This window comes from Rossellomorea sp. KS-H15a, from assembly GCF_024195245.1.
GTDB lineage: Bacteria > Bacillota > Bacilli > Bacillales > Bacillaceae_B > Rossellomorea > Rossellomorea vietnamensis.
Window position 1 is genome coordinate 2,192,427 of record NZ_CP096886.1, and the last position, 14,363, is coordinate 2,206,789.

15 protein-coding genes are annotated in these 14,363 nt (G+C 42.8%); 12 read left to right on the forward strand and 3 right to left on the reverse strand.

The features are described 5' to 3' along the window. Positions 1-71: 71 nt before the first annotated feature. From M1J35_RS11255 to M1J35_RS11265, 3 genes are all read left to right on the forward strand, one after another. On the forward strand, positions 72-1,295 hold the full coding sequence (locus tag M1J35_RS11255) for an EAL domain-containing protein (protein ID WP_254653653.1): 1,224 nt from the start codon (positions 72-74) through the stop codon (positions 1,293-1,295). A 73-nt stretch (positions 1,296-1,368) separates the two neighbouring features. After that, a complete protein-coding gene (locus M1J35_RS11260) occupies positions 1,369-1,608 on the forward strand; it encodes a hypothetical protein (RefSeq protein ID WP_224520366.1) in 240 nt (79 codons plus the stop codon). 212 nt (positions 1,609-1,820) lie between these two features. Next, positions 1,821-2,327 carry a DUF3993 domain-containing protein gene (locus tag M1J35_RS11265; RefSeq protein ID WP_224520365.1) on the forward strand — a complete coding sequence of 169 codons (507 nt, stop codon included), beginning with the start codon at positions 1,821-1,823 and terminating at the stop codon, positions 2,325-2,327. Between the two features lie 66 nt (positions 2,328-2,393). Here the strand turns inward: M1J35_RS11265 and M1J35_RS11270 are convergent, their stop codons facing one another. Together M1J35_RS11270 and M1J35_RS11275 are read right to left on the reverse strand one after the other, a co-directional pair. Next, the gene (locus tag M1J35_RS11270) at positions 2,394-2,627 is read right to left on the reverse strand and encodes a glutaredoxin family protein (RefSeq protein ID WP_224520364.1); all 234 of its coding nucleotides are present in this window, start codon (positions 2,625-2,627) and stop codon (positions 2,394-2,396) included. Next, complete coding sequence (locus M1J35_RS11275; protein ID WP_254653654.1) at positions 2,624-3,532, reverse strand: MBL fold metallo-hydrolase; 909 nt, start codon at positions 3,530-3,532, stop codon at positions 2,624-2,626. Before M1J35_RS11275 ends, M1J35_RS11270 begins: the two co-directional genes overlap by 4 nt. A 200-nt stretch (positions 3,533-3,732) precedes the next feature. Between M1J35_RS11275 and M1J35_RS11280 the strand changes: the two genes are divergently transcribed. Beyond that, on the forward strand, positions 3,733-3,978 hold the full coding sequence (locus M1J35_RS11280; RefSeq protein ID WP_034756109.1) for a YkuJ family protein: 246 nt from the start codon (positions 3,733-3,735) through the stop codon (positions 3,976-3,978). A 155-nt stretch (positions 3,979-4,133) separates the two neighbouring features. Further along, positions 4,134-4,574: a cyclic-di-AMP-binding protein CbpB gene (gene cbpB, locus M1J35_RS11285; RefSeq protein WP_034756107.1), complete on the forward strand. Its 441-nt coding sequence runs from the start codon at positions 4,134-4,136 to the stop codon at positions 4,572-4,574. 130 nt (positions 4,575-4,704) lie between these two features. On the opposite strand, the gene M1J35_RS11290 is transcribed toward cbpB, so the two are convergent. Next, positions 4,705-5,430, reverse strand: coding sequence for a sulfite exporter TauE/SafE family protein (locus tag M1J35_RS11290; protein ID WP_254653655.1), 726 nt, complete (start codon positions 5,428-5,430; stop codon positions 4,705-4,707). Between the two features lie 110 nt (positions 5,431-5,540). Here M1J35_RS11290 and M1J35_RS11295 point away from each other — a divergent pair, with 110 nt between their 5' ends. The 7 genes from M1J35_RS11295 to M1J35_RS11325 all read left to right on the forward strand — a co-directional run bounded on the left by M1J35_RS11295 (position 5,541) and on the right by M1J35_RS11325 (position 14,361). Further along, positions 5,541-6,419, forward strand: coding sequence for a transcriptional regulator CcpC (locus M1J35_RS11295; protein WP_034756101.1), 879 nt, complete (start codon positions 5,541-5,543; stop codon positions 6,417-6,419). 95 nt (positions 6,420-6,514) lie between these two features. Then, a complete protein-coding gene (gene dapD / locus M1J35_RS11300; RefSeq protein ID WP_034756098.1) occupies positions 6,515-7,222 on the forward strand; it encodes a 2,3,4,5-tetrahydropyridine-2,6-dicarboxylate N-acetyltransferase in 708 nt (235 codons plus the stop codon). Between the two features lie 114 nt (positions 7,223-7,336). Continuing rightward, positions 7,337-8,455: an N-acetyldiaminopimelate deacetylase gene (locus M1J35_RS11305; protein ID WP_254653656.1), complete on the forward strand. Its 1,119-nt coding sequence runs from the start codon at positions 7,337-7,339 to the stop codon at positions 8,453-8,455. A 282-nt stretch (positions 8,456-8,737) separates the two neighbouring features. Continuing rightward, positions 8,738-11,089 (forward strand): DUF7408 domain-containing protein, encoded by a 2,352-nt coding sequence (locus M1J35_RS11310; RefSeq protein WP_254653657.1) that lies wholly within the window; start codon positions 8,738-8,740, stop codon positions 11,087-11,089. Further along, a complete protein-coding gene (locus tag M1J35_RS11315) occupies positions 11,086-12,021 on the forward strand; it encodes an ABC transporter ATP-binding protein (protein WP_254653658.1) in 936 nt (311 codons plus the stop codon). Before M1J35_RS11310 ends, M1J35_RS11315 begins: the two co-directional genes overlap by 4 nt. Beyond that, on the forward strand, positions 12,018-12,869 hold the full coding sequence (locus tag M1J35_RS11320) for an ABC transporter permease (RefSeq protein WP_254653659.1): 852 nt from the start codon (positions 12,018-12,020) through the stop codon (positions 12,867-12,869). The genes M1J35_RS11315 and M1J35_RS11320 overlap by 4 nt, the downstream gene beginning before the upstream one ends. A gap of 4 nt (positions 12,870-12,873) precedes the next feature. Beyond that, positions 12,874-14,361 carry a hypothetical protein gene (locus tag M1J35_RS11325; RefSeq protein ID WP_254651272.1) on the forward strand — a complete coding sequence of 496 codons (1,488 nt, stop codon included), beginning with the start codon at positions 12,874-12,876 and terminating at the stop codon, positions 14,359-14,361. The last annotated feature ends 2 nt before the right edge of the window (positions 14,362-14,363 follow it).

Consider the following 14,363-nt stretch of genomic DNA (forward strand, 5'->3'; position numbering starts at 1 on the left):
CTTTTTTAATTCATCAGAATAGTTGTGTTATAATTATGCAAAAAAACATGAGCGATGGCGGGGGAGTGCGAATGGACGCATTAGAGATACTATTCAATATAGAAAAAGTGGTTCCGTACTTTCAACCTATCTTCAGTGCAGATGAACATAAGATCATCGGGTACGAGGTATTTGGAAGAATGAATATGGGGAATGATGGGGTCGAAAGCCTTGGCCCATTCTTCGGTGACGATGAGATACCTGATGAATATAAAATGGAAGTGGATGAACGTGTCACACGTCTTGCACTGGAAAAGTTTTTAGCAGAGAAACAAGAGGGGTACATATTCTTGAACCGGAATGCCAGGTTACTTATGCTGGATCATGGAGAGTCCTTCCTTGAGCTTCTCCTGGAATATGAAAAGATGGGGTTGGACTTAAGCCGGACAGTAATCGAATTGTCAGAAAAGACGTTTGTAGGCGATTTTGATCAATTGGTCCATCTTCTCCTTTATTACAAAACATATGGAATAAAGATTGCCATCGATAATATCGGTGGTAACAGCGGTCAATTGGACCGGCTATCACAGTATTCGCCGGATATACTGAAAGTGGATTTATATCAACTTCGTAACGATGCCGGGAATAAAGTGTATAAAGATATTTTATACAGCTTATCGATGCTTGCCAGAAAAATCGGGGCATCCCTGTTGTTCGAAAATATCGAAATCAACTACCAGCTCCAGTTTGCCTGGCTGAATGGGGGCAGGTATTACCAGGGCTTTTATCTAAAGCATCCTTCCGACTCCTTTCTCGAACCGGATCTGTTAAAAGAAAAGCTGAAAGAAAAATGCCAGGACTATATCCGATATGAAAAGAAGCATCTGGAAGCAGGCTATGAATTCGCTGATGTCCTTCATAAAGAAATCAGTCAAAAACTGATGACTCTAAAGAAACAAACGGTGGAATTTGATGAATTGCTTTTTGAGGTGGCGAGGCATTTTACGGATAAATGTTTTCGGGTTTACATTTGCGATGAGAATGGGTTTCAAGTTACGAGTAACGTCGTGAAATCCGATCAAGTTTGGACGATTGAACCAAGGTACAAAGGAAAAAATTGGAGCTGGCGCCCGTACTTCCTGGAAAATATCATCCGGATGAGAATCGATAAAAAAGGTTTGCTTTCTGATATTTACAGTGACATTGATTCTGGAGAATCCATCCGTACGTATTCCTACCCGTTCGGAAATGGACTGTATCTTTTCATGGATCTCTCGTATGAATTTTTATTTGAAGAAGACGGTTTGCTTTTTTAACATGCATTTCTTGAATAGCCACCTCTTGTTGGGACAAATTATTCTAAAGGACATTTTGTAAGGAGGGGCTATTTTGAGTATATTTATGATTGTGCTTGCGTTGATTGTTTTGGCGCTTGCTGGTTATTCACTTGTGTATACTTTTAAACTTGCGGGGCAGGAGAAGCGGTTGAAGGGGGACTTTGATACGGACATTCCCGACGTCGTTAAGGAGCACCCGTTCATCCGTAATCCCGTGTTTTTATCCATACTGGTTGGGACCATTCTGATTACGTTATTCATTATCTATTGGTCGATACGTTATTTATCATAATCATTGAAGGATGCTGCATGAACATCATGGGGCATCCTTTTTTGGTTAAATGTTCCACCAAAAATCGTGTTTGAGTGCCACTGACAGGGGGAATTTTACAATCAAACCAAAAAATATGTCAGTCATTGTTGTGATTTAACGACAAAATGGTATCCCATCGACATTTTTCCATTGCTACAATCATTTCATCTATAAAAAAGGAGTGAATATACATGGGGAAGAAAAAATTATCGCTATTATTTTTCATTTTAGTTCTTGTAACAGCCGCCTGTGGGCAAGCGGGGCAAATACAGGCATCCGGGTTCACGAAGGACAATGCCTTATCCCTTGTTAAGGAAGCTTTCCAAACTCAAGTATCCTTGAGTGAAAAACCACAATCGAAGAATCAAATCGAGGAGAAACTCTCACAGTATCTTACACATAGTCTTACAGAAGGTTTTATGAGTGAAAACGTATATGAGGTAGATGGTGGGTACATCACATTCGGCTCTGATTTCGCCTCGCACTACGTACCATATTTCCATTATGATGATAGCACAAGGGCACAATACATAGATGGGAAATGGTATGTCTGGGAAGAAAGAACAGAAGATGAGGAGGGGCCGGTTTCCAGCATAAACGGCATCGAAGCCGTGGTGTTGAGTGAAGAAGAAGGAACTTGGAAGGTTTCCTCGATTACGTATGAATTACCGGAATCCGTTCAACCAACACACGAATAGGTTAAGGTGGCCCGGAGATGCTTTGAGGATGAAAGCATCTCCGGGCCACCTTTTTAGTAGAGGGGATTATTTGTTTAAGGCAGCAGACAGGGCTTCCAGGTTGAAGCCTGAAATAACTTCCGAATCAATGGTGACGGTGGGAGTGGAGTAAGACTTCAATTGATTGATAAGATAGTTTCTTGCTTGCTCGTCATTTTTTATATTGACTTCTTTATAGTTCACATGATGTTCTTTCAAGAACATTTTGACCACTTCGCAGGGTGGGCATTCGGGTTGTGAATATAGTATGACTTCCTTCATGATGAACGGTCTCCTTTTTGTTTTATGAAATAATCTACGATTCCCATTGCAGAAACGTTCATATCCAACTCCAACAATGAGAAAATAGGGTTCTTTGGATCGATCCCTTTTTGCACCAATTCCCTTCTTGTCAGGTCAATCAGTGCTGAGGTGATAGTCCTTACATTCTCCTCCATTGTAACATGGGAAGAATACTGTTCCTCACTCTTTTTTAGAAAAAGACCCAACCACTTTTCTACTTCTGAAAGGGCAAAGGATACTTCTTTGCTTACCCCGTAATGGCCAAAATACACCCGTTCGAGATGAAGGCTTCTATACAGGCGAATGGAAGTCTTCATTTTTTCAGGATCAAATTGATTGGGAGAGGTGGAAGGGAAATAAAAACGCTTCGATCCTATGGTGTATTGAATTCCACATGTATCGCCGGTGAACATCCCCTTTGAAGCGGAATCAAAGATACTGAGATGATGTTCTGCATGTCCCGGGGTATGATAGAACGTCAGCGTACACGTATCACTGAGATGGAGCTTTTCTCCATGCTCCATCACCATGATCCTCTCTTCGGGAATCGGTACAATCGGGTCGAATAGTTCATCGAATTTTTCACCATAAACCGCTCTCGCTCCCGAAATTAAACGGGTGGGATCAATGAGATGACGCCTTCCTTTCGGGTGGACGATAATCCTCGCATTCGGGCACTCTTTTAGAAAAAGACCTGCACCTCCAGCATGATCAAGATGGATATGGGTTAAAATTATGTATTGAATATCTTCAAGATTAATGTTTAACTTAGAGAGACCTTTTTTTAGATGAGGGATTGAAGGACTGGCGGATGTTTCGATTATGGTCAGCGCCTCTTCGTTTATAATATAACTGCCTGTGCGTTCCTTTAAGGATAAATCCATTAGGTCAACTAATGATATACGGGAATCTATACGGTAAATACTCATCGAATCAATCCTTTCAGTGAGAGAAGATAGTAGTCACCTTTCATTATAAAGGAATTTATGCAGAAAAAGGACAAAACATTAGATTTCACAGGATAGAATCTGGTACAATGCAAAAGCTATGACCAAGAATTAGAACAGGAAAGGAGAGAGTGATTATGTCTCAGCTTCTTGGAATTATACAAAGATTAAAATCATTACAAGAACAAGGTGAACAAGGGGAAACTCAACAACGATTTTTTGAATACAATGGTAAGAAAATCTGTGAGGTGAAGTATCTTCCCAAGCAGGATACATTCGAAATTGAAGTCATGAATGAAAAAGGAAACAGCTTTCCTTTTGATAACATAGACATTACAGCCATTGAAATTTTCGAACTTCTACAGGAAGCCCAACAAGATTAAAACAAGCAAAAGGTAACCATATGGTTATCTTTTTTAGTCTTTAAACCAATCGTTTTAACATACATTTTTCTTCCAGTATGTTAAAATGGGAGGTGTCAGTTTCTTTTGTCTGTAAGCGTCAAGCAAATTCTTATTGATTAAATGAGGGGTTATACATGATTTCATTGAGTAGCAAGGAGTTATTAGAAACGAATATTAAGGATTTCATTATTCCTTCTGAGAAGGTAGCTCACGTTCAAGTGGGAAATTCCCTGGAACATGCGCTACTATTACTCACAAAGAGCGGTTACTCAGCCATCCCTGTCCTTGACCCAACATTCCGTTTTCAGGGGTTGATCAGTTCAAGTTTAATTACCGATTCGATTCTCGGTCTCGAACGTTTTGAGTTTGAAAAACTTGAAGAGAAAAAGGTAGAGGAAGTCATGACGACAGATTTTCCGATCATCTCTTTACAAGCAGATTTCAAAAAGGCTTTGGAATTATTAGTCGACCACCCATTTTTATGCGTGGTTTCCGACGATGGCTATTTTGAAGGGATCATGACAAGAAGAGTTGTATTAAAGCAACTTCAACGACAGCTGTTTAAAAGGGATTAAACCCCTTAAGGCAGTTACATACAGGAAAAATGGTAGAGGATGGCACACTTGTCATCCTCTTTATTCTTTCATTAAGTAAGATAAAAGAGTTTCGGATCGCTTCACTTTTTTAGCACTTCCATGGACCTTCTTAAAAGAACAGATTCTTGCCAAGCTGCACAATCAGAATGAATGTCAAAATGTTTAATAGTATATTGAGATGTTTTATAGAAAGCCTTGATGCCAGTCTTACTGCCAACTGAGCACCTATGAGGGCCCCAAAGGCAAACGGAACGGCTGCACCCCATTCGACGTGACCATTTTGAAAATAGACTGTGAATGCCCCTAAACAACTGACAAAGGTTTGAAAACGGGTAAGGGCCACTGATTTTATATAAGACAGACCATGAAATAAATGTGTGAACATAAGCATCGTTGCCTGCCCCGGTCCGAACAATCCGTCGTACGTACTGATAACATACAGAAGCCCGTAGACCCTGTACTGTTTCTTTGTCCTTTCCTTTGGCTGGAATCCCTTCAGCAGGCTTAATGCCAGGGCAAAGAGAAGGAAGAAGAAAGCCATCCATTCAAGGAGGGAAGGGGATATTTCATCCGACAGAAAGGCCCCCGACAGCCCGCCGGCGAGTGCGATGGGAAGGATGGGTAAAGATTCCTTCCATGTGATTTTCCGGTCCCGCACCAGGTAAATGAAACTCGAAAATGAACTGATGATATTCGAAAATTTAGCCGTTGCAATCGCGGTATGAATCGGTAACCCCAAAAGGAGCATGACGGGCATACCGATCAGACCGCCGCTTCCGGCAAGCGTTCCGATAAGAGCGACAATCAAACCAGTGAAAAACAATATCACTTCCATTCGTACCACACCTCTTTTCTATCTACTCTCAGTGTATTCGACTTCAGCTAATAATGAAATTTTATAAAAGTTAAGATATAATATAAGAAAAACTTATGTAGGTGAACACAATGGCATTTTCGGAATATCAGCTGCTCCATGTACTTGCCCAGGAAATGAATATGAGGAAAGCTGCTGAACGGTTATTTGTATCTCAGCCTGCATTGTCCCAGAGACTGCAGACGATTGAAAAGGAATGGGGGACGAAATTATTTATCCGATCCCAAAAAGGCCTTTCACTGACACCGGCCGGAGAACTTGTCGTGAATCTTGCAGATGAGATGCTGCAGAAGGAAGAGAGTGTGAGGGAACGGATTCAGGCCCTTGAGTCTGAAGTGCACGGAACGTTGAAAATCGCCTGTGCCTCGATTGTAGGGCAAAATTGGCTTCCGAAGGTTCTTAAGCGTTTTGTGGAGACCTATCCACATGCCAAGATTTCTTTGATGACCGGATGGAGCAGTGAAATTCTTAAAGCCATCTATGAAGACGAAGTGCATATCGGGATCATCCGGGGCACTCCGGACTGGAAAGGGCCGAAACACCATTTATTTCAGGATACACTGTACTTGGTCGATAGAGAGATCCAGTCCATCGATGAAGTCATGAAAACGGATCGTCCCTTTATCCAGTTTAAAAGTGATTCGAATTATTATCAGGAAATTCAAGATTGGTGGCATCGTCAATTCCAGACCACACCGAAGCGGACGATCGTGGTGGACCAAATTGAAACATGTAAGCAGATGACTCTAAACGGGATCGGCTACGCCATACTGCCAGCCATCACGTTGGACGGCATGGAAGAAAATATTTATAAAATCCCCCTCATCGATGAGCACGATTCACTCATCCACCGTGATACTTGGTTACTTGGTTACGAGTCTGCCTTCCAATTACGACAGGTGGAAGCATTTCTCGAAGTTGTAAACGGATTCATCCATGAAAACTCATAGGATTCAACAATATGGGTTGTCTTCCACCCTTTAATCTGATAAAGTAATTCAAGAAACGAATTCTGAATTTATACATAATTACGGAGGGAATTTTCATGAACATGATGGATGCAAACGAAATTATTTCTTTTATTCAAAATAGTACTAAATCGACTCCAGTAAAGGTTTATGTGAAAGGTGATCTGGATGGGATCAACTTCGGTTCTGCCCAAACGTTCCTTCAAGGGACATCAGGGGTTGTTTTCGGAGAGTGGAGTGAGCTTTCTACTATTCTTGAAGAGAATAAAGATAAAATTGAAGACTATGTAGTGGAAAATGATCGCCGAAATTCTGCGATTCCTCTTCTGGACCTTAAAGGCGTAAAAGCCCGTATCGAACCGGGTGCCGTTATTCGCGACCAGGTCGAAATCGGTGACAATGCTGTCATCATGATGGGGGCCATGATCAATATTGGTTCTGTAGTAGGAGCAGGAACCATGATTGATATGAATGTTGTACTCGGTGGACGTGCAACGGTAGGTAAGAATTGTCATATCGGAGCAGGTGCTGTGCTTGCAGGAGTCATTGAACCGCCATCTGCTAAGCCCGTGGTTATTGAAGACGATGTCGTCATTGGTGCCAATGCCGTGGTCCTCGAAGGTGTAACGGTCGGTAAAGGGGCTGTTGTGGCAGCCGGAGCGATTGTCGTGGACGATGTTGCTCCATACACGGTTGTTGCCGGTACCCCTGCGAAGAAGTTGAAAGATATCGATGACAAAACAAAATCAAAGACAGAAATCAAACAAGAATTACGTCAACTGTAATCCATTCGATCATAGAACATAGAAGAAAGAACGGACGGTCATCGTCTGTTCTTTTCTTGTAGATTCCAGTTTTCACCATCCATCATTCTAGTTTTCCCTTAAAGGAGGATACCCATGTCGACAGTAGACTTTAAGGCAATCAGGAGAGATCTTCATCAAATTCCTGAACTTGGGTTTCAAGAGTTTAAAACGCAAGCATACTTACTGAATTATATGAGCACACTCCCTGCAGACCGATTAGAGATCAAGACTTGGAAAACGGGCCTTTTTGTTAAGGTTCACGGTACCAGGCCAACGAGGATGATCGGGTACCGTGGGGATATTGACGGACTGCCGATCCAGGAGGAAACGGAGCTTGAATTCCCTTCTTCACATGAAGGGAAGATGCATGCCTGTGGACATGATTTTCACATGACGATCGAGTTGGGGATCCTCACCTATTTTGTTCACCACCCAATCGAAGATGACCTTCTCTTCATTTTTCAGCCGGCAGAGGAAGGGCCGGGTGGCGCAGAGCCGATGCTCCAAAGTGAAATCATGAAGGAATGGAAGCCGGATTGTATATTTGCCCTGCACATTGCCCCGGAATACGAAGTGGGGACGGTTGCCGTAAAAGAGGGGCTGCTGTTTGCCAATACGTCTGAACTATTCATAGACTTTAAAGGGAAGGGTGGACATGCCGCCTACCCGCATCATACAAAGGATATGATTGTCGCGGCTTCCTCCTTTGTCACCCAAATGCAGTCGATCGTCTCAAGGAACGTTGATCCTTTAGACAGTGCGGTCATCACAGTCGGAAAAATGGAAAGTGGTACAGTCCAGAATATCATTGCAGAAACGGCACGATTGGAAGGGACCATTCGTACCCTCTCACTACAGTCGATGCAGAGTGTGAAAGAGCGGCTGGAAGCATTGATCGAAGGAATGAGAATCAGTTATGACTGTGAAATCGAAGTGAGTTATGGCAGCATGTACCGGCAGGTCTTTAATGATTCCAAGTGGACAAATCACTTTATGTCTTTCCTGCGTGAAACCAACCGGGAACTTGTTATCTGCAAAGAAGCGATGACCGGGGAAGACTTCGGTTATATGCTTGAGGAAATACCCGGCTTTATGTTCTGGCTCGGTGTCGACTCCCCATACGGCCTCCATCATTCTAAATTAAACCCGAACGAAGATGCCATTGACTTTGCCATCACTCTTCTAACGGATTATATTGGTTCATTAAAATAATCTCTCTTAATCACGGGACGTATCCAGGATACGTTCCGTGATTTTTTTTGCTTTTGACCGGCACAAACGAAAATACTTTTCATTCATTTCAAAAACAGTCTTGCGAATATGTGAAAATAGTGTAAAATTACACTTGTAGAAGTTGGGTAATTAAGGAAAAAATAAAAAAGAAACTTTTCCTTTTACATTTCGTCTATGTTTTAGAGAGAAAGAGAAAAAGGAAGGGGAATGCATGTGAATAGGTGGGGGAAAGTATTATTCGTTGTGTGCTTAGGAATATTGATGTTCCTGTTCATAGAGGACACAACACTGGCAAAAGGACAAATAAAAATTTCAGTAGAAGAAGGAATTGTCGGAAAAGTAAAGGAGGGCAGGGGATTTCCTCTTAAAGTCACAGTAGAAAATACAGGTTCCGATTTTAAAGGAGACCTTTTGTTTGATTATGCGCCATCCTATCAAACAGGGGGAGCGAGGGCATTATCCATTGATGTTCCTGCCAACTCCGAACGTACATACTCATTTTCCATTCCAGGTTTCAATGATGAAATCAGACATAATTCAAATCTTCAAACCATCCATTTGTTCGAGGGCTCATGGGAAAATGGGAAAGAAGTGACATTCAAGGGGGATAAACGCTTAACACCTAATTTCATTTATACCAATAATACAACCATTGGATTATTAAGTGAGAATCCTGATCGATTGAAAGGGATCAAGGGCTCGACCATGGGAGGGAACAGGGTAGAGGCGTTGACACTTTCAAAGGATACATTTCCTGAGGAACAGGGCGGTCTTCACATGTTTGATTATATCGTCTTAGACGAATTCAACGTAACGGGACTCAGTCAGGAACAACAGGGGGTTCTGAAGAGCTGGGTTGATAATGGAGGGGTCCTATTTATCGGTGCTGCCCCTCATCTGGCAGATACACTTGGGTCAGTAGCTGACATGGCTCCACTTTCACAACAGAAAGAAACGACACTTTCCGATACGTCATCCTTTAATGTAAAGAAGAATATCAAGGCTTCATTCAGCTCCTTATCCGTCTTTGAGGGTGAAGTGAAGCAAGAAGCGGAAGTAGTGGCCGAACAAGGGGGGGTCCCTTTAGTCGTAATGAGCGCAAGAGGTCTTGGGGAAGTGTGGCAAACGTCTTTTTCATTGGGTGATCCTGCTTTGAACGAATGGGAAGACTATGATGAGTGGTTTGCAAACATGCTTTCTAAAACAGAGCCCTATTTCTTATTGGGCCAGAACAATGGTGACCAAAGTTTTCTTGAGAGAATTTATTATGAAGTGGCAGATAGTAACGAACTCTTCCCATCGACAAATTTTAAAGTAAGCACATTAGTTATCATCCTGATACTATACTTGGTCATTATCGTGCCGCTCCTTTATTTCTTATTAAGGAAAATGGATAAACGTGAACAGGCATGGTGGATCATCCCTGCCATATCGATCCTTGTCTCGTCGGGAATATTTATTACAGGAGCTAAAGACAGAATCTCAAAGCCTCATTTGAATCAAATGAACATCTTGAAAGTGGAGGATGATGGGAGTGTCCATGGGATTTCAGCCTTCACAGCCCTTTCCAACACAGGGGGGGACTACGACTTTGTTTCAGACAGGAATCATCTGGAGCTTACACCGGCAAGGATGAGAAATAATCCGGGTGGAGGCAATCAGTATAAATTCGCCGTTGAAGAACTGAACAAAGATCAAAGAACGATCACGTTCAGGGATGTCGAGTACTGGTCGACGAGAACCGTTTTGGGCACCGGTGAAAAAGAGGATCTGGGGAAATTCATCCCGGAATTAAATATGAAGGATAAGACGATTTCGGGTACGATTCAAAATGATTTCCCTTACGATTTCACCGATGTATATATTTGGTCCGGATCCCGGATTTACCGGGTGGGTGAAGTGAAGGCAGGGGAAACACTTAGTGTCGATAAGAAGCTTTCGACCGACTATCTATCATCGCCGATCGGTAATCCCAATATGGCGGCACCGTTCCCGAATCAACAAAGCATGAAACAGCAAAAGAAGGAACGCTTGGAAAACTTCGCATCACAAATGATTTCTTCCGATAATGAAACGAATTCACCCGTCATTTTTGGATATACGGAAGCTGAGATATTCGATATGAGCATTAAAAATAAAAAATCAAAATCGGATAATTTCTCGTTGCTTTATCAGCATTTTCCTTCTTTAGGCACTTATAAGGGAGCCTTTACTCTTCGGAGTGAACAGCTTGACCCAGATGTCAAGCCTGTAGATGGGCAAATCATCGAGCATTATTCCCATAATGGTGCAGATGAAATGGGGCTTGAAGATGGAACGTATGAAATGACCATTCAACTTCCTAAACAAATCGATTTATCAAAGATCTCTCTTCATTCTTTAAATATGACGCTTCATACGGGAGGGGTCCTAAAGTTCTCACTTGTAGAGCCCTATACCGGCGAAAAGTTTCCTCTTGAAGAGACATCTGCAGGAGCGATAGAAGTGAATGAGAATATGAACAACTATTTGAATGGCAATGGGGAAATCGTTTTTGAGTTTGAAAAGCGCTCTCAAGGGGATCCTTTCGTTCGTCTTCCTGCCATTGTATTGAAAGGGGAGGTACAACCATGATCGAAATCCACAACTTATCGAAACGTTATGGGTCATTTCTGGCCCTGGACGACCTGAATTTATCCATTGATAAAGGGACCGTATTTGGGTTTGTCGGTCAGAACGGAGCAGGCAAGTCCACGACATTTTCCATACTGGCCACTCTTTTGGCTCCTACGACCGGAACGGCCACAGTGAATGGATTCAATATTAGTAAAGAGCCTAAATTGGTCCGGAGACAAATTGGATATATGCCCGACTTCTTCGGTGTGTATGATCAATTGAAAGCGGAAGAGTATCTTGATTTCTATGGTGCAAGCTATAAAATCCCGGCTGATCAGAGAAAAAAGCTCATCCCTCAGCTGTTGGAATTGGTGAATCTTACACATAAGAAAGATTCCTATGTGGACCTGTTGTCGAGGGGGATGAAGCAGCGACTGTGTTTAGCCAGGTGCCTCATCCATGATCCGGAGGTTCTCATACTCGATGAACCGGCTTCGGGACTGGATCCGAGGGCAAGAATCGAGATGAGGGAAATATTGAAGGAATTGAAGAAAATGGGTAAAACGATCTTGATCTCGTCCCATATCCTTCCTGAGCTCGCAGAAATGTGTGACGAAATCGGGGTCATCGATAATGGAAGGCTTGTGGCCCACGGTTCTGTTGCGGATATCCAATTTCAACTTCAGGCAGATAAGTTGATCGTAGTGAAGGTGAGGGGATTAGTAGAAAGTGCCGTTGCATTTTTTGAAGATGATCCGTTTGTGTCGAAGATCGAAGTGAATGAAGAGAACAGAACTCTTCAATTTCTCTATAAAGGGGATGAGACCGGACAAACAGAATTACTCAAAAAAGCCATTCTAAATGACATTCCCATCTTGAGTTTCAGAGAAACAGAGACGAACCTCGAGGATGTCTTTATGGAAATCACGAAAGGAGTGACCCTTTCATGAAACAATTACTCATCAATCCCATGCTGAATAAAGAATTCAAGCTTCGATTCCGTTCATTTAAAGCGTTCATCGGAATGTTATGCTACTTGCTTGCCGTAGGGATCGTGGTGATCGGCTTCATTTATATGCAAACCAGGTTTTCAAATACGGGCTATTTTCGCCCGGAAGAGAGCAGGGTAATGTTTATGATTCTCTCATTCTTGCAGCTTGCTCTCGTACTATTCATCACCCCGGGTTTAACGGGAGGCGTGATCAGCGGTGAAAGAGAGAAACAGACGTTAAGCATGCTGCTGACGACAGAACAAAGCTCCATGAGCATCATCCTGAGCAAGCTCGTTTCATCCGTTTCTTATTTGTTATTACTTGTGATATCAAGCTTGCCCTTATACAGCTTTGTTTTCTTATTCGGAGGCGTATCTCCTTCCGATTTACTCACTGTGTTTGGATACAGTTTGTTTCTCGTCTTTACATTTGGTTCGATCGGCGTGTTTTATTCAACGGTCATAAGGAAAACGATTGTGTCCATGGTAACGACCTATGCGACGGTTCTATTTCTGGTCGGGGGGACGTTGTTTCTCTTCATGCTTTCCATGGCAATCGGTAACGGACCTTATCAGAATCAGACCACTCCGGTTCCGTATCTCATCGCCATGTTCAATCCTGCGATTGTCATCATGGGGCATTTTGAACCGATGGCGATTGATGAAATTTATTCACGCAGTGGGATCACGTTCCCGCTCTGGATCTCATTCCTGATGATCTATTCAATACTTGCCGTGATTTCCCTGTCTTTAAGCATTATGAAGCTGAGACCGAGCATGAAGGTGAAAAGCACAAATAAAGGGTGAGAATATGGACGCGAATTTTCTTCAATTACTGAACCAATTAAGAAAAAAGCTCTTGATCAGGCAAATTTGGTATGTCTTCCAGCTCCTGCTTGTTTTCGCAGGGGCATTTGCCCTGTGCTTGATCACTTTGGCATCAGTCATCATCATCCCCTATTGGGATAAAATGCTTTGGATCGGGATTCTTTTCATTGTCGTATCCGGAGTGGTGATATCTTTTCCCAGAAGGGTAACCTTGAAGGAAAGTGCCCTGTTTTATGATCGATTCGTTGAGGATGATTGGGTCACAGCCGCTTATAGCAGTCTTCACAATGGTCATGTATTATCCCCGCTGATCATCCGGGACGCACTGGTCAAGATGAGAGAAACCCCTCCAGATATGAACATGTACCGCAGAAGCATCCAGCCAAGGTTGATGATTTCTACCATGCTCCTTGTTTTCTTATCCCTGCTGATTTTCACTCAACGGGATGCCACTTTTCAAGAAGCGAAACGATTGGAGAAGGAAAAGGAGATCATTGCCCAATCAAACAGCAGAATAACCAAACAGGCAAATAAGAAAGAGAATGCCTCTATCAAAGAAAGGCTGTTAAAAGAAAACGAACAGCTTAAAGAAAAGAAGGCAGCGACAGAACGTTATGAAGAAATAAACAAAAAAGTCAAAGAACTGTCCCTTCAAAAGAAAACGATGGAAAAACAGAAGGCTAAGCTGCAGGAAGTGAAGAAAGAGTTGAATGGATTGGATTTCCCCGATATAAAAGAAGCCATTCAAGAGACTGACAGTGATAAACTTCAGCAAAAGGTTAATCAACTATCAGAGGAACAGAAAAGTCAGTTGCTTGAGGTGATGGAAAAGCAGGGGATTGCCTCCTTAGAAGAATTGGCGAATGTATTGAAGGAATCGGAGGGGTCCAACCAACTAAATGAAATAGCCAACCTTCAGGAAGAGATGCAGAAGGAAGCCGACCTTTTAGGTAAAGCAATCGGGAAGAGCAGGACAACTGATCAAGGACAGGCAGCTCAAAAAACGCCATCCAAACAGAAGGGAGAGGCGGCTTCATCCACACAACCCAACAGCCGTTCTGAAGCAAATAAACAGAATGCTTCTTCTACTAAAGGGAGCGGGGCTACAAGCTCTTCCGGACAAAATGGCCAAGGAGCAGGAACGGGTTCAGGTACCGGGAAAGGCAGCAGCGGCAAAGGAAACGGGACCGGGGCAGGCTTTGGACAAGGGGACAGGGAATGGCTCTCCGTTCCTGAAAAAACAGGCGGGGAAAGTCGTATAGAACTTGATGCGGGAAAATTGGGTGATGGGAAGAAGGGAGATCAGTTCCAGGCCAATGGGCCGGTTCAAAAAGGGTCTCTGAGGCCATATGAAGAAGTGTATCAACAGTACTATTCCTCGTATCGGAGCGGAACAGATCGAGCCACCATCCCTAAAGATCTAGAGCATATCATCGAATCGTATTTTAGTGAGATTGATCCAGGAGAGTGAAA